Origin of the sequence: Hoylesella enoeca JCM 12259 (assembly GCF_000613405.1) — a bacterium.
In the GTDB taxonomy this organism is placed as follows: domain Bacteria; phylum Bacteroidota; class Bacteroidia; order Bacteroidales; family Bacteroidaceae; genus Prevotella; species Prevotella enoeca.
Window position 1 is genome coordinate 18,365 of record NZ_BAIX01000015.1, and the last position, 19,935, is coordinate 38,299.

The window sequence follows — 19,935 nt, forward strand, 5'->3', positions numbered from 1 at the left end:
TATGGCAAACAATCATGAACAATTTGTGGCGTTCCAAAATGCAATAAAAGCAACTTCAACGCGACGCAAGACCCTCAAGACAAACCGAGATGCACTGAGAGCCAAAATAAAAAAGTATTTCAAAGAAACCCACCGCGATTATATCCAGCCAACTTTCTATTGGCAGGGGTCATATGCTATGTGCACCTTACTTAATCCTATTAAGGATGAAAGTGGTTTAGGAGCATATGACCTTGATGATGGAATATATTTTGAAAGTGATGACATAAATGATCGTAAGTCTATAGACTGGTATCATCAGGAAGTATATGAAGCTGTAAAAGACCATACAGAGAATGGTGCTGATGATCTTGATCCTTGCGTAAGAGTACAATATGCTGATGGTCATCATATAGATCTCGCGATATACTTTTTGCATACTACAGAAGACAAGACGATGCTTGCGCATAGGGCAGAGCCGTGGCATGAATCCAATCCTGATGAAATGATAGATTGGTTCAAAGACGAGTGTAATAATAAGACAAAAATGCGGGAACTTGTTCGTTTTATGAAGGCATGGTGCGAATACAAGCGTAATGAAGGCATTAAAATGCCGAGTGGTTGTATCATGTCGATGCTTACATCTAAGTATTATCAATGGAATGATGAAAATCGTTATGATATTGCTATGAAGGATATACTGAAGAATATGTATGATGACCTCAGTATAGAAGACCACTTCCATTGCTGGAGACCAGTCAATCCTTACGAGGACTTGTTTGACAATTATACTAAAGGCAGGAAAGACTCTTTCTTAAAAGAACTGAAATCATTTAAGGAGGATGCCGAGAGGGCAATAGCCAGCAAGAATCAACATGACGGATGTGTTAGATGGCAGAAACATTTTGGTGATAGATTCAGTTGTTCAACAGCGAAAGACATTGACGAGGATACCTCACAACAGAGATTCTCAGGTACAATAAATAAAAATAGCCAGTATGCCTGATGTTGAAGCAGCATTGAATGCCTGTTTTCTCGTAATTTCAAAAGAATACGATATAGAAAAGGTTAATAGCATTCCACAATTGGAGCATTTGCCCAAAACACATATTTGGAAAATACAGATACCTGCGTTGGTATCGGGTAAGGCTGAAGATATAGAGACTTATATCCTGTTTCCAGAGGCTTTCCCCTATTCAATGCCATGTGTGATTATACCAGATGACAGGTTCAGATACCTGCCTCATATATCTGTAAAAACGCACAAATTGTGTTTATATGAGGATGGTGAGGTTTATGATACAGAAAATATCGAAGGACTAATACGTGACAATATTGACAGAACGAGAAGGTGGATTGAGAACTATTACGGTCGAGATAACTCTGATGAATATTCCAAAGAGATCAGGAGTTATTGGAATGAACAATACGACGGAGAAAACAATGTAGATGACCATTGGATTTTGTTAGGCGATATACCTACAGAAACCTGTAAAATGACAGGTGTGGCTTATACTAATAAATACCTAAATAATGGTAGTCCATATGTGATGAATGTTATTGCATCTGACGAGAACGACAAGACATTAGCAATCATCAAACTCCATCATAAAACAATAGACATCCCAGTTCTCTATATTGCTTCTTTAAAAACACCTAATGTGCCACCATTTTGTATGACGGGCCAAGAAGTAATAGATAGGATAAGTGATAATGAAGACCAAAAGATGTTCAAAAAGCACCTCAACCACTTCAAAAATATTAATGTACTTTTTCCGATAGGATTGAATTATGCCGTAGGCGGCATCTGTATACGCGGCCTAAAAGTGAGTAGGAACGGCTATCGGGAAGGAGCACTGGCCTCATTCAAAGTGCTGACATCTTTTGAAAATAAGAACAAAAAACTTGACAGACTTCATCTTTCAGTTTATTCTAATCAGCGAATTGCCGAACGGACTGCTGGGGCAATGATGATGGAGAGACGTTTCTTGGTAGTTGGGCTTGGTAGCATAGGTAGTAACCTATGCTACTATCTTAATGGTTACAATAATGTTGTGTTTGATCTAATAGATTGGGATTCGTTAACCATTGATAACATAGGACGGCATCTGCTCGGTTTTGAGTATATCAATCAGCAAAAGTCATATGCTGTTGCGCACTATCTACAACAATATAGACCAGACAGGAAAGTATATGCATCACAAAAGCAGTTGCAGCAACAAAAGAAAGAAGAAATCGATAAAGCCAGTGCGATATTTGTTTGTACGGGCGATGTTATGTCAGAGAAATGGCTACTTAGCCAGATGATTGAAGGGTCTGTAAACAAACCTGCTTTTATACTTTGGCTTGAGCCTTACGGAATATCAGGCATTATGATATATGTCAACCCAAAAAATAAGGAGTCTATTAAGCGGCTGAAAGAAAAGGCAAATGGCTGCTTTATGGATTTTTGCTTGATAAAACGGGAAGAGTATGAATATGGAGAGAAGCTTACGAAGCATGATGCCGGGTGCAATGGTAGTTATTCGCTGTATTCAGCCAATGATGTAACTCTATTTCTTTCATCAATGTTCCCCATAATTGACCAATTATTAGAAAAACCTTCAGAATCAAGATGTTACCAATGGGTAGGAAACACAAATATAGCAACAGAAAAAGGAATAAGCCTCGTGTCATCGTCGGGATTGTCAAAAAACACTTTGCAAGAACTGCCAATGTAAATATTGCTGATTATCACTTCGAGATAAAACAAGAAGTAGTTGATGAATTGAAAAGCAATGCTCAGCATGAGGGCAACGAGCTTTGCGGAGTACTGATGGGGGCACAGATTGATGATAATCGTTATAGAATCAGTAAGATTTCGCCACCATGTGTTAAAAGACATACTCGTTGTGGCTGTGAACGAGATGCAGCAATGGCAAATCAATTTATTGAAGAAGACTACGAACAGTCTGAGCATACTCGTTTTTATATTGGAGAGTGGCATACACATCCAGAGGACAACCCCACACCATCGGCTGTCGATTATAATTCTATTGAGGACAATTATCAAACGGCATCGCTTGTGGTGCCATTTATGATTATGATCGTAGTTGGAACTGAGGCGTTTCATATTAGTGTATTCAATGGGAAAAAATTTGTAGTAGCAGAACTGGAGATTGTATGATAAGCCTTTATAAAGTAAGAAGCCGTAGTTTCTATACTGCCCCTAACAAACAGATATTTTCAATGGTTGATTTTTTCATAGATAGACATTGAGTCATGCTAAACTTATCATGAGAGATGATAAGATCAATGAAAAGTGCCACAAATTATGAAATTATAAGCATTTTATTTCTATTTCTACCAAGATTCTTGAAAAAACATATCTTTATACCCCAAATAAGTAAATATTAGATATGAATACGAAAGATTATAACCGTATTAAAGTTGTTTTGGTGAAAAAGAAACACACTAGTAAATGGCTTGCAGTGCAACAGGGAAAAGGCCAGTCCACAGTGTCAAAGTGGTGTACTAATACTGCCCAGTCTGGACTTGAAATGCTCTTCCAGATTGCAAAGTGTTTGGGTGTGGAAGTTAAAGACTTAATCAGGGAATACGTAAATAACAATTAATCATAATGGCGATATGGATATAATTCAACATACAGGTAATATGATTTCAGAGAGCTATGGATGATGGGGGAATCTGAATAGGATCTGATGAACCGTCTTAGACAAAAGATGCTACAGCTTGCGACAAATGGGAATGATTTTATATCACAAATGTCTATAAAAGAGTATAAGTATAAATTATAATGAATGAGATGTCAAGCACTGATTCTTTGCCTACAAACAATGAAAACATTCATCAAAGAAGTATCTATCAAATAATAATAAATCGGTAAAAAAAGAATAGCAAATGTAGTTACTGCGTAGTACCATTGTTTTGAGCACTTAACTACACGTTAATTCTTTTTCTTTCACCGTCTTAACTCTTATTGTAGTAATGTAGTAAGAAATAATCGGTGAAAGAAAAAGGAAATGTTATTATCAGTTGTCAGTCTTGCCCAATAAAATGATTGGTGTTACAGTTGTTATTGGCTTCTGCAATCTACGACAAACATACTTTCTGAACAAATGCGCTTCCATGCTGTCCAATAGAAAGGACAGGGCGATGATTGTTGAGAGCGGATAAAGTGACGCATAACGAACACACTCTCTACCATTGATAACTTCTTCTTGACCTGCATCCCTTTCATCGGGATGCAAGTTGGGAAATTTCATTATTGTTTGAAGCTTGTGATTGAGTTTTCTCCAAGTTACACCGAAGAATTTTACAAGTTCACTCTCTGTCATGGCAATCTCACCTTTACCTTTGCGGACAACCTGCATATTCCTGCCCCAATCAAAGTAACTGCGATGATAGGCAGCGTTTGTTACTACTTTTGTGTTATCGTTTGTTTTCATGCCGTTTCTCCATTTTACAGATTGGTATATCCGAAGGTTTACTGACCTCTCTCTCCGCAGTTTCCTTTCTCTTTACCGATTGCTTGGTAATGAGCCTGTCCATATCTTCAGAAATTTTCTTGTCCGTCACATGTGCGTAAATCTGCGTGCTTGATAGGGAAGCGTGTCCCATCATCTTGGCTATGCTCTCAATAGGTATTCCTGCACTAAGGCTCATCGTTCCGAAGGTGTGGCGAGCCATGTGGAACGACAATCGTTCCTTAATGCCGCAAGCCTTGCCAACAAAGCTCTGTCTGCCATCTATCACGCTCCGGCTGCACTCACGGGGAAAGATATGTTTTTTACCTTTTTCTTTCACCGTCTGCTGTTCTTCATTCCCTTTCTGCTCTTCCAGACAATGGCGGATAATGGCCTCTGCTATCGGGTGCAATGGCACGACAAACTCAACCTTTGTCTTCTGTCTCTCCTTACGGATATACTTCCTCCCATCCGCTGCCGTCTGGATATGCTTATATTGCAGGTGTTCCATATCAGCAATTGCCAGTCCCGTAAAGCAGGAAAAGACGAACATCAGCCTTGCCTGTTCCGCTTCCCTATCATTCATCGTCATTACCATGAGTTTGGCGACATCGCTCTTCTGCAGGAAGCGTATCTTCTTTTCCTCCTTCTCATACTTGGCATGCTCAAAGGGATTGCATCGGATAATCCTTTGACTGACCGCACGGAACATTAGTCGGCTCAGCCAACAAAGATAGTTGTTGATAGTCGTTCCCTTCAATCCACGCTTTTTGAGAAAGAAACGGTATTCCTCAAACAAGTCCTCCGTAATGGTGGATATGGGCATGTCCTGTAATCCTTTACTTTCCACAAACTCGCGGAGGCTCTTGTCTGAATGGGACAGATTATGATAGGTGCTCTCAGCCCTTGACCTACCCACACTCTCCTTGACGGCTTGCAGCTCCGCCTTGCTCATGGCAAGGAGCGTTGTAGGATGGGTGGCAATGTCTTGCAGATGGTTTTTGATGAGCTCGGCACTTACCACTCCGTCCCTTGTCAGTATATCCCGATAGGCCTTTTCCACAAGTTCCTTGAATTCATATAGTCTTTGGTTGGTCTTTTTCTCGGTTGTCAAGCCCTGCTTGGCATTCCACTCAGAGGCTTACATTCTTCGCCCGTGGTAATGGTGATACTTTTTCCGTCTATGGTGATACGGCAGAGAATACCTGTTTTTCCGTCCGCCTTTGTCTTCTGTCTGTTGATATAGAACAGTATCTTGAATGTACTTCTCATAATGGTTGTCTTTTATATGGTCAAACGTAAATCTTCGGTGAAAGCAAAGAAACGGTCAAACTCCTCAAAGAGTTTCTGTGGGGTTACTTTAGCATAACGTTCCGTCATGCTTATGTTGGAATGTCCCAGCATTTTGCTCACCGTTTCAATAGGCACACCCTGTTCAAGCGTGATGAGCGTTGCGAAAGTATGCCTTGCGGTATGCGTGGTAAAGGGAAACGATATGCCTGCACGAAGCCGCAGGGCTTTCAAGCAGGTCTGATAGTTCTTGTACTTCATGTATGGAAGCAGCGTTTCCCTTTCATCGCTGTGAAGTTTCTCCATCAGCCTAATAGCTTCCGGCAGCAGTTTGACACTGCAGAGTACGCCTGTCTTTTGACGGTTGAACTTCAGCCATAGGTTTCCTTCATCATCACGGACAAGATGGGATTTCTTCAGTTCCATCAAGTCGCAATAGGCCGCACCAACATAGCAGGCAAAGAGAAAGATGCCTCTTGCCGTTTCCATTTCCTCCTCCAAATCATCAAAGCGGAGAGCCTTTAACTTGTCCAATGCTTCCCAGTCAAGTGCCTTGGGCAGTTTCTTGTCGCCCTTTGATACTTTGGCCTTGTCAAACAGGAGCGTGTCTGCCAATCCCTCACGGTATGCCAATCTGCATACCGTCTTTAAATGCGTGGCTACATTATAGAACGTGCTTTCCTGAAAACCGCACTCACCTAAGAAATACTGACGGAACTCATTGATAAAATTCTCTGTGAGTTGCGAGAATGCCAAGTCCGAAACCTTGTACTTCCGTTGAATAAATTTCTGTAAATGTATGCGGGCGGAGTGGTAGCCGTGTATGGCTCCTTCCTTGATGTCTATACCTACATGGTTTTCCTTTTCCTTGATGAGCATGTCCAGCCTTTCGATGAGCATGCACCGTGTCTGCACGCTGCCCTGAAACTGCTCTTTCACTTCGGTTGCGTCAAACGGGCAGCCTTTGGAGAGCAGGGACTGATAAGCAGACTGAACGGACAGCAACAAGTTCTCCAACCTGCCGTTTATCTCTACAGCCTCACGGCTCTTTCCGTCCATACGGCTCTCACGGGGATTCCAAAGGTCGGGATTGCAGGAGAGTTTACAACTGAACTGAGCAATACTTCTTCCAAGTGTGATACGTCCCATAATAGGAGCCTTACCCGACCTGTCAAGACTGCTCTTTTTGAGGTAGAGCAACACCTTCATTTTCTCTTGTTTCATACGCTTTGATGTTTTGTGGCAAAATTACCAATTTCAAAGCGTTCCTCACTTATGCAGAAAACTGCCGACCGAAGCAACAGCCACACGAGCGAAAATAATCCAGTTACCGAATATTACCTCATCGTTACCTATCCTCAAATCTGGTAACGCTTTGGTAACTGAACTTCTGCTCAAATCTGAATATTACTGCCCTTTACGGACAGAGCAATCTTATGCAAATCATTCCGTTTCCTCCTCATTATCAGTCAGTTTACATCAACTTCGACCTTTCTTCATTTTCGTTGATTAGTTGCACGACAACTAACACTTAATTGCGCTGCAACCAACGGTTAGTTGCAATGCGATTAACGGCAGATTGAAACACATCTCATAGCTCGCCGCCTACCGAAACCAAAATAAGGGGCATTTCGTTTCACTGTTTCGAGAAAACATCTTACCTTTGCAGTCGACTTGCAGACTGTGAGTTAAGGGGTGCCCTCATAACGTTGGGCTGAGATCAAACCCTCTGACCTGATCCGGATAATGCCGGCGTAGGGAAAAGGAAACATAAAAAGTACCCCTTTTTGTGTATTATTCAAACCAAGTATTGATGAAAAAAAACCTTTCTCTGTTGGCAACATTCACGATGTTTGTTGCAACAGCGGCTGCCAATCCTTCGCAAGAACGGATTGACACAACCAAGAGTTATCAATTGCAAAACGTGCAAGTGGTTTCTACGCGGGCCACAAAGAAAACGCCAATGGCCTTTTCCGACTTGTCAAAACAGCAATTAAAGACACTGAATCACGGCAAAGACATTCCTTCACTGCTCAATTTCACGCCCTCGGTCACGATGTCATCGGATGCGGGTACGGGCATCGGCTACACCGGCATACATATCCGCGGCACAGATCCGACACGTATCAATATCACGGCCAACGGCATTCCGATGAACGATGCAGAGAGTTCGGCCGTCTATTGGGTCAACATGGGCGATTTGTCTTCAAGTTTAGAGTCGGTTCAGATACAGCGGGGCGTGGGCACATCGACCAATGGTGCAGGGGCATTCGGCGCATCGATCAATCTGCAAACAGACAATATCGGGCTGCATCCGTATGGAAGTATCGACCTTTCGGCAGGCAGTTACGGCACACATAAGGAAACATTCCGTTTCTCTACGGGCTTGTTGGGTGATCATTGGGGCTTCCAGGGTCGACTGTCGAATATTGGAAGTGACGGTTATATCGATCGCGCATCGGTCAAGTTGAACTCTTATTTCCTGCAAGGAGGCTATTTTGCAGACAACACCGTGGTGAAATTCATCACATTCAACGGCACAGAGAAGACATATCATGCATGGGACTATGCGTCGAAAGCCGATATGGAGAAGTATGGCCGCACTTACAATCCTAGTGGAAAATATACGGATGCCAACGGAAATACGGCTTTTTACGACAATCAAACAGATAACTATCATCAGCAGCATTATCAATTGATTTGGAACCAAACCCTCAATCGGAATTGGACTCTCAATGCAGCACTGCACTACACTCATGGTTCGGGCTATTACGAACAATATAAAAAGGAGCAGAAACTCTATAAATATCTACTCACGTCGACACTCGGCACTAAATCGGATTTGGTTCGTCAAAAGCGAATGAATAATGATTTCTATGGCGCTGTAGCATCGGTCAACTATGACAATCGTGCTGGATTGAGTCTCAATATCGGCGGGGGATGGAATAAATATGATGGAGATCACTATGGAAATGTAATTTGGTTGCGACAATTCAGCGGTAAACTCGATCCCAATCATAAATATTACGATAACAATGCAAAGAAGACCGACGGTAACATCTACGGCAAACTCAACTATGAATTGGCAAAAGGACTCAACGCTTATGTTGATTTGCAGTATCGACACATCACTTATAAGACTTCGGGAACATCGCAAACTTTCGACGACAACAAGCAACAAAAGCCGTTTGAAGTGGACCGTCGCTACAATTTTTTTAATCCAAAGCTGGGGCTTACCTATCGATTCGCACCAGCACACACCGTTTACGCCTCTTACGCCATCGCTCACAAAGAGCCCACCCGCAATGATTTCGAAAACATGTTGGCAGAAAAGGAACCTGTGAATCCGCAATCCGAGCGATTGAACGATCTGGAATTGGGTTATCAATATCAATCGAATGTTTTCGATGCAGGCATCAATCTCTATTATATGGACTATGATAATCAGTTTGTTTTAACCGGAGCGCAAGATTCAAACGGAGAAATGGTGGCCCGAAACATCAAGGATTCATATCGAATGGGTGTCGAACTGATGGCCGGTATCAAACCTTTTGATGGCTTTCGATGGGACATTAATGCTACGTGGAGTAAAAATCGAGCCAAGAATACCACTGTAACGGTGATCAATTCCGACTGGACTTTGAGTTACGCCAACGTGGGAACGACTCATCTTGCATACTCTCCCAACTTGATCATGGGCAGCGTCATTAGCTACGAATACAAGGGATTGCGCGCTGCTTTGATGTTAAAATATATCAGCGAACAATATATGACTAATTCGGGATACAAAGAGTTTCTCAACACCGATGGCAAAACCTACACGCGGGCGATGCTTGATGCCATGTTTGTCAACGATCTCGACCTATCTTATACATTCAAATTGCGCAGATTGACAAGCGCCACCGTGGGACTGACCATCTACAATTTGTTCAACGAAAAATATGAAAGCAATGGCAGTTCGTCAATGAATTTCAAGCGCGATAACGATCAAATTGTGGCTTACAACGGCGGTTGGGCATGGGCAACTTACTCTGCACAGGCCCCCACTCATATTTTAGCTCATCTCTCACTCAAGTTTTAATGACAGCAGAAGCATTCTTTTCGGCCCACTGGCTCGATATGTTGAGCACGGTGTTAGGCATCATCTACATTATCCTCGAATACAGAGCGCACATCGCTTTATGGCTCGTGGGTATCGTAATGCCTGCAATCGACATCTGGCTTTTCTGGTCTGTGGGCCTCTATGCAGACTTCGGCATGGCCATTTATTACACATTGGCCGCCATTTATGGATTTGCCGTATGGCGATTCGGGCGTAAACGCAACCAGAAAGTAGATGAGTCATTGCCCATCACGCATTTCAAGCGGCGACTGATCATGCCTGCACTATGGGTGTTTGTCGCAGCATGGGGCGCCATTTACTTCATCTTGGTGCGGTTTACCAACTCCAACGTGCCTGTGACAGACAGTTTTATCAATGCGCTCAGCTTTATCGGACTGTGGGCATTGGCCCGCAAATACTTAGAGCAGTGGCTCATTTGGATTGTGGTAGACGTCGTCAGTTCGGCCCTCTACGCCTATAAAGGTATCCCGTTTAAGGCCAGTCTCTATGCCATGTATGTCATTATAGCTGTCTTGGGTTATTATAAATGGAAAAGAATGATGTCCAATGGCTGACCTATTCACAAACTGTTGGTACAGATATCCATCCCACTCACACACTCTTACACTCCTAAGAAACAAAAATAATATGATTTACGAAATCACAAATCTGTTGTACTTCCTGAATCAGTCTGCCTTCGGTCATTTGTCAAACATGAAAAGGGGATGACACTGAGGGAATCGCTGAACAGTAGTATAGGTGTTGTTTCTGAACTTACTAATCGCAGAAAAATTCTTCACAATCATGGTAAAAATTTTTATACGAGAGAAAATATATTTCTTCCCGTATAGGAATTTATTTCCAACTTGTGGTAATTTAATTACCAAGCGGTGGTAAATTAGATTACGACCTTATGCATATCTTTTCCTGATTTGATTAAACACTATTTTCGAGATAGGCTGCCGATCGAATTGGTTTTCCGGTTTGATAAAGGTAATGGGCCTTTCAAGACAGATGGGCAGATAATAAAATAAGTGATTGATCTTATGAAGACAATAGCCACGCAAATAGATTATTTATTTGCGTGGCTATTTTTTTTGTTTTTATTCTTCGACGTTTTGTTTGTCGATGACTTTGATTTTCTCGCGTAAGAGATTCATGTCGTCTTTGAGTTTCTGAACTTTCCGATTCATCTCTTCGATCAGACTGTTTCCTTTTTTGCTGCCGATATTGAGAAATCCAAGGTTGTTTTCATAAGTGTGGATTTCTTGTTTGATTTGCTCATAACGGCGCATCAACCGACTTCGCTCGTTGTCTAAGGCTTCTTCTCCACGCTTGGCGACGTTTTTCAAATTGTTTTTGAAGTTGTCAAGACGACGTTGGGCGCTGGAAATATTCAGTTTCTTATAGAGCTTGTCGAGTATATCGTGATACTCTTTGTATAGTTTGTCCTTCTCTTTATAGGCACATGGCCCACTTGGTTATACGCTTCCACAAGATCTTGCACCTTTTCCTGAATGCCATCGACAGTTTCTTCGGCCAGTGCTTTTAATTGGGTGATGATATCGCGTTTCTTTTCGAGGTTGTCGCGTTCTTCATTCCGCGTACCGGCATTGGCCGAATTACGAGCTTCAAAGAAGTGATTGCAGGCACTGATAAAGTCATTCCACAGCTGATCGCCTAACTTCCGGGGAACCATTCCAATGGTTTTCCATTCTTTTTGCAGGGCAATGATCTTACTGCTGGTGGATTTCCAGTCAGTGCTGTCTTGCAAGGCACGCGCCTTTTCCACCAAACTTCTTTTCTTCTCGGCATTCTCTGCATACTTCGATTTGAGTTCTTTGAAAAATGCAGCCTTACGACCGAAGAAGTCATCGCATGTTGTGCGAAAACGTTCGAAGATCTTGACATTCATCTTCTGCGGTGCAAACCCGATGGTTTTCCACTCTTTTTGTAGGTCAATAATCTCTTGGGTGCGTTTTTCCCAGTCTGCACTGGTTTTGCATTCCTGTTGTGCCAAGGCTTCGACTTGCTCGCAGAGGGCCGTCTTTTTGATGAGATTTTCGTTTTCTTTGGCCCTGAGCAGTTCAAAATGTTGCTGATGGCGCTTGTTGATCACAGTGGAAGCAGCTTTGAAGCGAGCCCAAATTTCTTCGCGCAAGTCCTTGGACACAGGACCGATTTCACGATATTGCTGGTGCAACTCTTGCAGTTGATGGAAAGCACTGATCACATCCGGTTCGTCGGCCAACTTCTCCGCAGTTTCGCAGAGCTTCGTTTTGCGTTCGAGATTTTTCTTGAAATCGTATTCGCGCGCTTCGTTGTTGAGTTTCAACAAATCGTAAAACTGCTCCACATAGACTGGTAATTACGCCAGAGTTCATTGGCTTTCTCTGCCGGAACAGCCTTGATTTCTTTCCATTCTTGCTGCAATTCCTTGAATTGTGGATATGATTTGTTGGCTTCATCAGGCGAAGTGACCATTGCTTTGATCTTTTCGATGATGTCGAGTTTGCGTTTCAGATTTTCCGCTTTCTCTGCTTCTTTCTCTTGGAAAAGTTTTGCACGCTTCTCTTTGATGATGATCATCTCGGCTTTGAATGCCTCTTCCATATCGTCGGGGAGCATGGTGTAAGTGTCGGGATTGCCTCCTGCTTCCAAGTATTCGCGCTGTTGGGCTTCGCGTTCGGCTATGTGCAACTTATAGAAAGCGGTTTTCAGATAGTCCACCTCTTCTTTTCGAGGGGCTTCTTCGCCATGAGCAATTTCGCGAATGCGATCCAACACTTCTTGCTTGGTGTTGTAAACTTGTTGCGAACTACCGTTCTCTGTATCGCGATTGACCGTTGGTTGCTCTGCGTCTAACGGTTTTTCGGAAGGCGATTCGGTCTCTTTCGCATTTTCATCAGCTATTGTGCTGTCTGTCAACACTTTTTCTTCTTCGTTCAATCCCTGCTCCGGGGTATTCAATTGAGAGTCCATCATTTCACTGTTTTAAGTTTATGATTCGGTTTTCCAATACGTTCTAATTGCTTGCAAACTTAAACAAAAAAAGCGTAATCACCTAAATTAAAATCCATTTTTTGTCGTTTCAGCCTTTAAAGGAGTCGTTTGTATCGCAAAATCCACCAAGAAACGCCCGATACGAAGAATGAAATGATTAGGGCGATGATAAATCCATAGCGGCTTGTTTCCATTCCGTTGATGAGGTTCATACCGAAAAGCGAGGCGATCAACGTGGGAAACATCATGATGATACTCACCGAAGTGAGGGTTCGCATCACCGTATTCATATTGTTGTTGATGATGCTCGAATAGGTGTCCATTGTCGATTCGAGAATGTCTGAATAGATGCTCGTAGTCTCGCGGGCCTGTGTCATCTCGATGTTTACGTCTTCAATAAGGTCGGCATCCAGCTCATCCACTTGGAGTTTGAATTTCAGTTTAGCCAAGAGATTTTCGTTTCCGCGGATCGATGTGATGAAATATGTAAGCGAATCTTGCAACCGGCTCAATCCGATCAACGATTCGTTGTTCACGCCATGATCTAAGTTGTGCTTGGCTTTTTCAATCAAAGCGTTGATCTGTTTCAATCTTTTTAAGTACCAAACGGACGAGGATAGGAACAACCGGAAGATCATATCAACATAATCGGTGAATCCCTCGCCCCGTTTCTGCTGGTAAGAAACGAAGTCGATCATCATATTGCTCTCGTAATAGCACACCGTGATAGTCACGTCGCGCTTGTGAATAATGCCGAGTGGGACGGTGGTATAAGGTGTGCGCGAGCGTATTTCCTTGACGTAAGGGATGCGGAGAATGATGAGCATCCAACCGTCGTCGTATTCATAACGTGCCCGCTCATCGGTATCGCTGATGTCGGAAAGAAAATAATCGGGTATTTTGAATTGGTCTTCCAAGTATTGCTGGTCTTCGTCCGTGGGACAAGTGACCTGTATCCAGCAATTGGGTTGCCATTCGTTGATGGCTTTCAGATTTGCGTTTATATTCCAGTATGTTCTCATTTCGCTCATCTCCAAGAATTAAAATAGGGTGGAGATCAGCCCGAAGAGCTTTCGTTCTCCAACCTACACGTTCTTATTTTCCGCGTGATAATCGTCCATATAAATTGTTGAATCGTTTCTGTTTGGCGGTGCAAAGATAGTAAAATAAGTTGAAAGAGCGAAGAAACTGTGTGAAAAAAGCTGTTTGATCATCACGAAATAACTTCCGCGAGGTTTGCGAAAGACCGTGAATTGGCCAACGAAAAAGGCTTTTTCATCGGCCAATTGATGCCTTTTGAGAGCCCAATTAATACTTTTTCGCAATATAATTGATTTTCATCGAATTATTAGCCGATGATTTTTTACGTGCAATAGATGTGATTCCCTGTGTGGAAAGCTATAAAAAACCGATGAATACGATTGTTAATCGTTCATCGGTTTTTGTATAATTTCGTTCTCTCAATCGTGAGAACGATTTATGATCATCTGTTTATGGTCAAATCGGTCGGCTCATTTAACCGGTGCTTCTTCCATCGTTCGTTTGAGCAACTCCCAGAATGGAGCCACCGTTTCGATGAGACAACGCTCGTTGGTAGTGTGTGGCGAACGGATCGTCGGGCCCATCGAGATGACGTCTAAATGCGGATATTTACTCAAAATGATAGAACATTCCAGACCTGCGTGATCCACTTTCACAACAACTTCTTCGCCAAACATCTCTTTGTAGAGGCATTTCAGCAGGTTAAGTATCTCACTGTCGGTGTTGGGATCCCATCCCTGATAGTCTCCGCTGAACTTGACTTCAAAACCAGCCAATGCCAATGGGCCGAGTAATGTTTTGCAAATACACTCTTTCATCGTCTCGCTTGAACTACGAGGAAGAATCTTGATAGCAACTTTTCCATCCTCGATGTCGATGATTGCGAGGTTAGATGATGTTTCGACAACAGTCGGAATGGCGGGAATCATCCGCATTACACCATTGTGCAAGCCATAAAAAGCGCTGAGAATGGTCTCACGATCAGTTTTGTCTAATTGTGTCTTGGGTGTTGGAATATCTTCGGCTGTTAGCTCAACTTGATTTTCAATGAATTTGTATTCTGCTTCGAAAATCTCACGAAGTTCGTTGATGAGAGCCTTGGCAGCAGCTACTTTTTCCTTCGGCAATACCACAACGATTTCAGCTTTGAACGGAATCGCATTGCGCATGTTGCCTCCATGCCAGCTCGAAAGCTCGGCATCGCATTCCTCAACGAGTTTCAACAACACGCGAGTCATCAGCTTATTAGCATTAGCTCGGCCTTCGTTGATTTCCAAACCGGAGTGTCCGCCCTTTAATCCTTTGATAGTCACACGTAGTGCAGCATGATTTGGGGCGGTGGGAACTTCTTTATACGTGCGCAAAGCATCTAAATCGACACCTCCGGCACTGCCAATTACAAGATTACCCCATGTTTCCGAGTCGAGATTCAATAGGATGTCGCCTTGCAGAATACCCTTAGCCAAGTCATTGGCACCGAACATTCCCGTCTCTTCATCTGCCGTAATAAGTCCTTCAATGGGGCCGTGTTTTAAATCTTTTGCCTCCATCACGGCCATAATGGCAGCCACTCCGATACCGTTGTCGGCACCGAGTGTAGTATTCTTAGCCTTCACCCATTCGCCGTCAATATACGGTTGTAGTGGATCTGTTTCAAAGTTGTGATCACTGTCAGGCGATTTCTGCGGCACCATATCCATGTGTGCCTGCATAATAATGCCTTTTCGGTTTTCCATGCCTGGTGTTGCAGGCTTGCGCATCACAATGTTTTGCGCATCGTCGACAAATGCTTCGACTCCGTTTTGCGCTGCGAAGTCAAGCAAAAAACGTTGTACTTGCTCCAAATGTCCTGATGGACGGGGAACTTGTGTCAGTGCATAGAAATTACGCCAGATGCACTCGGGATTTAGATTTTTAATTTCACTCATAATTATTGATTATTGTTTAGGGTTAAACTTGTCTTTTGGGTGAATGCTAATGCGGCCCAAGCGTAAATGCCGAGCATAATCACGAGCATGGTTTGAATGGTGTGCACGATAAGCACAAAGTATAAGGCATCTGTTTCCGAGATGCCGTAAAGGATGAGCATGGTCTTTACTGCAAAGTGCCAAGGCCCTGCACCGTTAGGTGTTGGTACGATAACGGCGATACTACCCACGATGAATGTCACCAATGCACAGGCCATTCCCACATGTGAAGTGGCTTCAAAACAAAAGAAAGTGAGATAATAGTGTAAAAAGTAACAACTCCAAATGGCCAGTGTGAAGAATGTGAACAGCGGGATGTTACGCACCTTTCGTAATGAGATGATGCCCTGCCAAATTCCCCGCAACATATCTTTCACCTTATCATATATATATAATCTCCGAAACAAGAAGTATAAGAGGATGATGACTGCAATACCGCAGACGATCGTTACAAGATAACCTGTAGCTGAAAAGCCGCGCATCAGCGTGTCGATACTCATTCCTGTGCGATCGAAAAACGTGGAAAAGACTCGTATTTGAGTCAAAATGGTGAGTCCGGCAATGCTTGCCAGCAGCAGAGAATCGATTACTCGTTCGGTAACTACGGTGCCGAGCGCTTTCGGGAACGACGTGCCGTCATAGCGTTTGAGTATGCCGCAACGTGCAAATTCGCCTATCCGCGGAATAACCAAGCTCACAGCATAAGACAGGAAGATGGCATTGACACACGTAGAGGTGCGCGGATGCTCGCCAATAGGGGCCAGTGTTTGTTTCCATCGCCATCCGCGGAATAATTGGGCAAGGATTCCGAAAGGAAAAGAAAGCAACATCCATGTCCAGTTCATTTCGTGGATCACCACGTGTTCGATGCGTTTGAAGTCGAAATCGCGGTACATCCAAAAGAGAATTGCACCCCCGAGGAACAGTGGGAGTACAATTTTCAGGATCTGATTAATTGTTGTCTTCAATTCCAATGTTGTGTTGTCTTTTTCTTTGTTTGGGCAAAGTTACGCTAAATAGCTGGTAACGCAAAATAAAACCAACGGTTATTTTTCCTGATTTTTGATCTGAATCAACAAAATAAGGCATTTGAGACGAATAACGTTTAAAAGTGTTTGCGCACACAAATAAACATCCTACCTTTGCATCGTATTTAAAAATTAGGATAACAATAACATTAAAGAGAAAGGTTTAAAGATCATGGTAACATTTGGAATTATCACAATCGTAGCAGCAGTTTTGGCCGAAGCGTTGGTTCTTAGCAGAAAGATCGATCTCGGTCAGATGTAAGCCGGAAAGACTTACAGCTGTTGTTCACAGAATAACAAAAGCGAAATCAAAGAGGCGGCGACAAGTATTGCCATTCGTCTCATTTAAAATAGGGAAGCGGGCAACGCTCAGACATCGTCTGAATGTTGTCCGTTTTTCTGTTGATTCCTTTGTCCTTTATCCGAATCTGCCTACCTTTGCACGCACAAACAACACAATATGATAAGATCAGTCAAGCCCAAAAAGAATCTCGGTCAGCATTTTCTGACCGATCAAAGCATAGCTCGCCGCATTGCGGACACTGTGGATCGCTGTCCCGACATACCCATTTTGGAGATCGGACCGGGCATGGGCGTGCTCACACAATATCTTGTCACCAAGGGACGAGAGGTGAAAGCCGTGGAAATCGATACCGAATCGGTGACTTATCTGCACGAGAAATATCCCGCGTTGCGTGAGAATATCATTGGCGAAGACTTTCTTCGAATGGATTTGCGTGCCGTTTTCAGTGGTCGCCAGTTTGTTCTCACGGGCAATTATCCCTATGACATTTCGTCGCAGATATTCTTCAAGATGCTCGATTATAAGGATTTGGTGCCGTGTTGCACCGGAATGATTCAGCGAGAAGTGGCTCTGCGGATGGCATCGGCCCCGGGCCACAAAACTTACGGCATTTTGTCAGTGCTCATTCAGGCGTGGTATGATGTGGAATATCTTTTTACGGTGGATGAAAACGTGTTTAACCCGCCGCCCAAAGTGAAAAGTGCCGTCATCCGAATGACGCGTAATGAGGTGACCGATCTGGGTTGTGATGAAATCCTTTTCAAGCGATTGGTCAAGGCCGTGTTCAACCAACGGCGCAAGATGTTGCGTGTCAGTCTTCGGCAATTGTTTACAAAGGCGCCCGCCCGCCCCGTGTTTTATGAACAAGACATCATGACGAAGCGTCCCGAACAGCTGTCGATTCCCGAGTTTGTTACGCTCACCAATCTCGTGAAAAAGGAATTAGACGCTGCGCATTGACCGTCAAACAAAAGGAGTAAGCGACACTTGCGGCGGCGCTCACTCCCTTTTTCTATATGCAGCATTCCTCCTGCCAACATTGCCATTTTCCGCAACGTGCATTTGCAGCAAAGCCAACATCAGCATAGGTTGTTTTTCTTTCCATCACCAACGAACTTCGGTTCTCAATCAGACAAAGAATAATCCATTTCACGCCTTTTTTCAGTCGTCTGTAATCTATTGATTCATAGCGATTTACAAAACCACTTTTCGTCTTCCAAAAAACGTCTAGTCATTTTATGAAAAACGTCTAGACATTTTGCAAAAAACATCTAGACGTTTTACTAAAAACATCTAGACGTTTTTTCAGAAACCATTAGACGTTTGACTTATCTTCAAAACAGACCATGAGAAAAGTCCCTAAAAGGAAATCGTTATGCGCAAAGATCTGACCGATTCTGACCGTCTTTTGATCATTAGAAGCGATACAAAAAAACATAATTCGTGAATATTTTGTAATCCACACGTTGCAAATTTCAAAATAAGTAGTAACTTTGCATGGATTAAAAAAAGAAGGATAAACAGAATATGGAGGATGCTTTCTTTCGCACACACTCTTACTTGATTGATCACACCTGTGCACCGGTCAGGCGAAAGCTGATGGATGAAATCGATTGGAATGATCGGCTGATCGGTATTAAAGGCACGCGTGGCGTTGGGAAGACCACTTTTATCCTGCAATATGCCAAAGAACGGTTCGGAGCCAATGATCGCCAATGCCTCTATGTGAATATGAATAATTTCTATTTCCAAGGGCGCGGCATTGCCGATTTTGCTGGGGATTTTGTCAAAAATGGAGGCCGGGTGTTGTTGATCGACCAAGTGTTTAAACAACCGAATTGGAGCTCCGAACTCCGCAAATGCTATGATATGTTTCCCAAGTTGAGAATCGTTTTCACAGGATCGAGTGTGATGCGGTTGAAAGAGGAGAATCCCGAACTGAATAACATCGTCAAGAGTTATAATCTGGCGGGATTTTCATTTCGCGAGTATCTCAATTTGCAGACAGGGCATCAGTTTCCGTCGTTCACGCTGGATGAGATTTTGCGTCGTCACACACACATCATTAAGCAGATTCTGCCGAAAGTGCAGCCATTGAAGTATTTTCAGGAATACATTCATCATGGTTTTTATCCTTTCTTTTTGGAGCATAGGAATTTCTCTGAGAATCTACTCAAAACGATGAATATGATGACAGAGGTGGATATTCTGCTCATCAAGCAAATCGAATTGAAGTATTTGACAAAAATCAAGAAGCTGTTTTATCTGTTGGCAGTGAATGGGCTGAAAGCGCCCAATATCAGTCAGCTGGCACAAAACATCAAGACGAGTAGGGCCACGGTGATGAATTATATCAAATATCTGTCGGATGCCCGTCTCATCAACATTATTTATGCTGTGGGGCAGGATCGCCATAAAAAGCCGGCCCAGGTGATGATGCACAATCCCAACTTGATGTATGCCATTTATCCCATTCAAATCGACAATCAAGAGTTGATGGAGACTTTTTTTGTAAATGCGCTGTGGAAAGATCATCTCGTCAATCAAGGCGGAAAGGAACACCTTTATATTATCAACGGCAACAAGAAATTTAAGATCTGTAATGCGCTGGGGAATGGCAAGATCAGACTTAGTTCCGATACGATTTATGCACGATATAATACCGAAATAGGATTGGATAATCAAATCCCCCTATGGTTGTTTGGATTTCTCTACTAAATAGAACAAGATACAAAACATTTAATTAACATTTATC

The 19,935-nt window shown here is 43.0% G+C and carries 13 protein-coding genes, 2 pseudogenes and 1 riboswitch; of the genes and pseudogenes, 8 read left to right on the forward strand and 7 right to left on the reverse strand.

Translation table 11 applies throughout. The features are described 5' to 3' along the window. Window position 1 precedes the first annotated feature (1 nt). The 4 genes from JCM12259_RS06345 (at window position 2) to JCM12259_RS17265 (ending at window position 3,593) form a co-directional block, all read left to right on the forward strand. Window positions 2-985, forward strand: coding sequence for a CBASS cGAMP synthase (locus tag JCM12259_RS06345; protein WP_025065821.1), 984 nt, complete (start codon window positions 2-4; stop codon window positions 983-985). Beyond that, on the forward strand, window positions 978-2,699 hold the full coding sequence (locus JCM12259_RS06350; protein WP_025065822.1) for a ThiF family adenylyltransferase: 1,722 nt from the start codon (window positions 978-980) through the stop codon (window positions 2,697-2,699). The genes JCM12259_RS06345 and JCM12259_RS06350 overlap by 8 nt, the downstream gene beginning before the upstream one ends. Continuing rightward, entirely contained in the window at window positions 2,603-3,145 is a 543-nt protein-coding gene (locus tag JCM12259_RS16145) for a Mov34/MPN/PAD-1 family protein (RefSeq protein ID WP_025065823.1), read from the forward strand. Before JCM12259_RS06350 ends, JCM12259_RS16145 begins: the two co-directional genes overlap by 97 nt. Window positions 3,146-3,377: 232 nt before the next feature. Then, window positions 3,378-3,593 (forward strand): helix-turn-helix transcriptional regulator, encoded by a 216-nt coding sequence (locus JCM12259_RS17265; RefSeq protein ID WP_025065824.1) that lies wholly within the window; start codon window positions 3,378-3,380, stop codon window positions 3,591-3,593. Between the two features lie 417 nt (window positions 3,594-4,010). Here JCM12259_RS17265 and JCM12259_RS06365 read toward each other — a convergent pair whose 3' ends face one another. From JCM12259_RS06365 to JCM12259_RS06375, 3 genes and pseudogenes are all read right to left on the reverse strand, one after another. Continuing rightward, window positions 4,011-4,427, reverse strand: a complete 417-nt coding sequence (locus tag JCM12259_RS06365; protein WP_025065825.1) for a hypothetical protein — start codon at window positions 4,425-4,427, stop codon at window positions 4,011-4,013. Continuing rightward, window positions 4,411-5,717 (reverse strand): annotated as a pseudogene (locus tag JCM12259_RS14220) (tyrosine-type recombinase/integrase). Before JCM12259_RS14220 ends, JCM12259_RS06365 begins: the two are co-directional and overlap by 17 nt. 12 nt (window positions 5,718-5,729) lie before the next feature. After that, the gene (locus JCM12259_RS06375; protein WP_025065826.1) at window positions 5,730-6,959 is read right to left on the reverse strand and encodes a site-specific integrase; all 1,230 of its coding nucleotides are present in this window, start codon (window positions 6,957-6,959) and stop codon (window positions 5,730-5,732) included. 457 nt (window positions 6,960-7,416) lie between these two features. Continuing rightward, window positions 7,417-7,513: riboswitch (TPP riboswitch) on the forward strand. Window positions 7,514-7,548: 35 nt separating this feature from the next. Here JCM12259_RS06375 and JCM12259_RS06380 point away from each other — a divergent pair. Together JCM12259_RS06380 and pnuC are read left to right on the forward strand one after the other, a co-directional pair. Further along, a complete protein-coding gene (locus tag JCM12259_RS06380; RefSeq protein WP_025065827.1) occupies window positions 7,549-9,816 on the forward strand; it encodes a TonB-dependent receptor in 2,268 nt (755 codons plus the stop codon). Next, a complete protein-coding gene (gene pnuC / locus JCM12259_RS06385) occupies window positions 9,816-10,412 on the forward strand; it encodes a nicotinamide riboside transporter PnuC (protein ID WP_025065828.1) in 597 nt (198 codons plus the stop codon). Before JCM12259_RS06380 ends, pnuC begins: the two co-directional genes overlap by 1 nt. A 528-nt stretch (window positions 10,413-10,940) precedes the next feature. On the opposite strand, the pseudogene JCM12259_RS14225 reads toward pnuC, so the two are convergent. The 4 genes and pseudogenes from JCM12259_RS14225 to JCM12259_RS06410 all read right to left on the reverse strand — a co-directional run bounded on the left by JCM12259_RS14225 (window position 10,941) and on the right by JCM12259_RS06410 (window position 16,822). After that, window positions 10,941-12,822: pseudogene (locus JCM12259_RS14225) on the reverse strand (DUF349 domain-containing protein). A gap of 113 nt (window positions 12,823-12,935) precedes the next feature. Then, a complete protein-coding gene (locus JCM12259_RS06395) occupies window positions 12,936-13,862 on the reverse strand; it encodes a magnesium transporter CorA family protein (protein WP_025065829.1) in 927 nt (308 codons plus the stop codon). Window positions 13,863-14,351: 489 nt separating this feature from the next. Continuing rightward, window positions 14,352-15,809, reverse strand: a complete 1,458-nt coding sequence (locus JCM12259_RS06405) for an aminoacyl-histidine dipeptidase (protein WP_025065831.1) — start codon at window positions 15,807-15,809, stop codon at window positions 14,352-14,354. 2 nt (window positions 15,810-15,811) lie between these two features. Further along, complete coding sequence (locus JCM12259_RS06410; RefSeq protein WP_025065832.1) at window positions 15,812-16,822, reverse strand: lysylphosphatidylglycerol synthase transmembrane domain-containing protein; 1,011 nt, start codon at window positions 16,820-16,822, stop codon at window positions 15,812-15,814. Between the two features lie 517 nt (window positions 16,823-17,339). Here JCM12259_RS06410 and rsmA point away from each other — a divergent pair. Both rsmA and JCM12259_RS06425 read left to right on the forward strand, forming a co-directional pair. Continuing rightward, the gene (rsmA, locus tag JCM12259_RS06415; RefSeq protein ID WP_025065833.1) at window positions 17,340-18,140 is read left to right on the forward strand and encodes a 16S rRNA (adenine(1518)-N(6)/adenine(1519)-N(6))-dimethyltransferase RsmA; all 801 of its coding nucleotides are present in this window, start codon (window positions 17,340-17,342) and stop codon (window positions 18,138-18,140) included. A 567-nt stretch (window positions 18,141-18,707) separates the two neighbouring features. Further along, entirely contained in the window at window positions 18,708-19,898 is a 1,191-nt protein-coding gene (locus JCM12259_RS06425) for an ATP-binding protein (protein WP_025065834.1), read from the forward strand. Window positions 19,899-19,935 lie beyond the last annotated feature (37 nt).

What these genes read in the sequence shown, in the direction of transcription:
- JCM12259_RS06345 (WP_025065821.1), top strand. Translation starts at nt 2, where the DNA reads ATGGCAAACAATCATGAACAATTTGTGGCGTTCCAAAATGCAATAAAA.
- JCM12259_RS06350 (WP_025065822.1), top strand. Translation starts at nt 978, where the DNA reads ATGCCTGATGTTGAAGCAGCATTGAATGCCTGTTTTCTCGTAATTTCA.
- JCM12259_RS16145 (WP_025065823.1), top strand. Translation starts at nt 2,603, where the DNA reads ATGGGTAGGAAACACAAATATAGCAACAGAAAAAGGAATAAGCCTCGT.
- JCM12259_RS17265 (WP_025065824.1), top strand. Translation starts at nt 3,378, where the DNA reads ATGAATACGAAAGATTATAACCGTATTAAAGTTGTTTTGGTGAAAAAG.
- JCM12259_RS06365 (WP_025065825.1), bottom strand. Translation starts at nt 4,427, where the DNA reads ATGAAAACAAACGATAACACAAAAGTAGTAACAAACGCTGCCTATCAT.
- JCM12259_RS06375 (WP_025065826.1), bottom strand. Translation starts at nt 6,959, where the DNA reads ATGAAACAAGAGAAAATGAAGGTGTTGCTCTACCTCAAAAAGAGCAGT.
- JCM12259_RS06380 (WP_025065827.1), top strand. Translation starts at nt 7,549, where the DNA reads ATGAAAAAAAACCTTTCTCTGTTGGCAACATTCACGATGTTTGTTGCA.
- pnuC (WP_025065828.1), top strand. Translation starts at nt 9,816, where the DNA reads ATGACAGCAGAAGCATTCTTTTCGGCCCACTGGCTCGATATGTTGAGC.
- JCM12259_RS06395 (WP_025065829.1), bottom strand. Translation starts at nt 13,862, where the DNA reads ATGAGAACATACTGGAATATAAACGCAAATCTGAAAGCCATCAACGAA.
- JCM12259_RS06405 (WP_025065831.1), bottom strand. Translation starts at nt 15,809, where the DNA reads ATGAGTGAAATTAAAAATCTAAATCCCGAGTGCATCTGGCGTAATTTC.
- JCM12259_RS06425 (WP_025065834.1), top strand. Translation starts at nt 18,708, where the DNA reads ATGGAGGATGCTTTCTTTCGCACACACTCTTACTTGATTGATCACACC.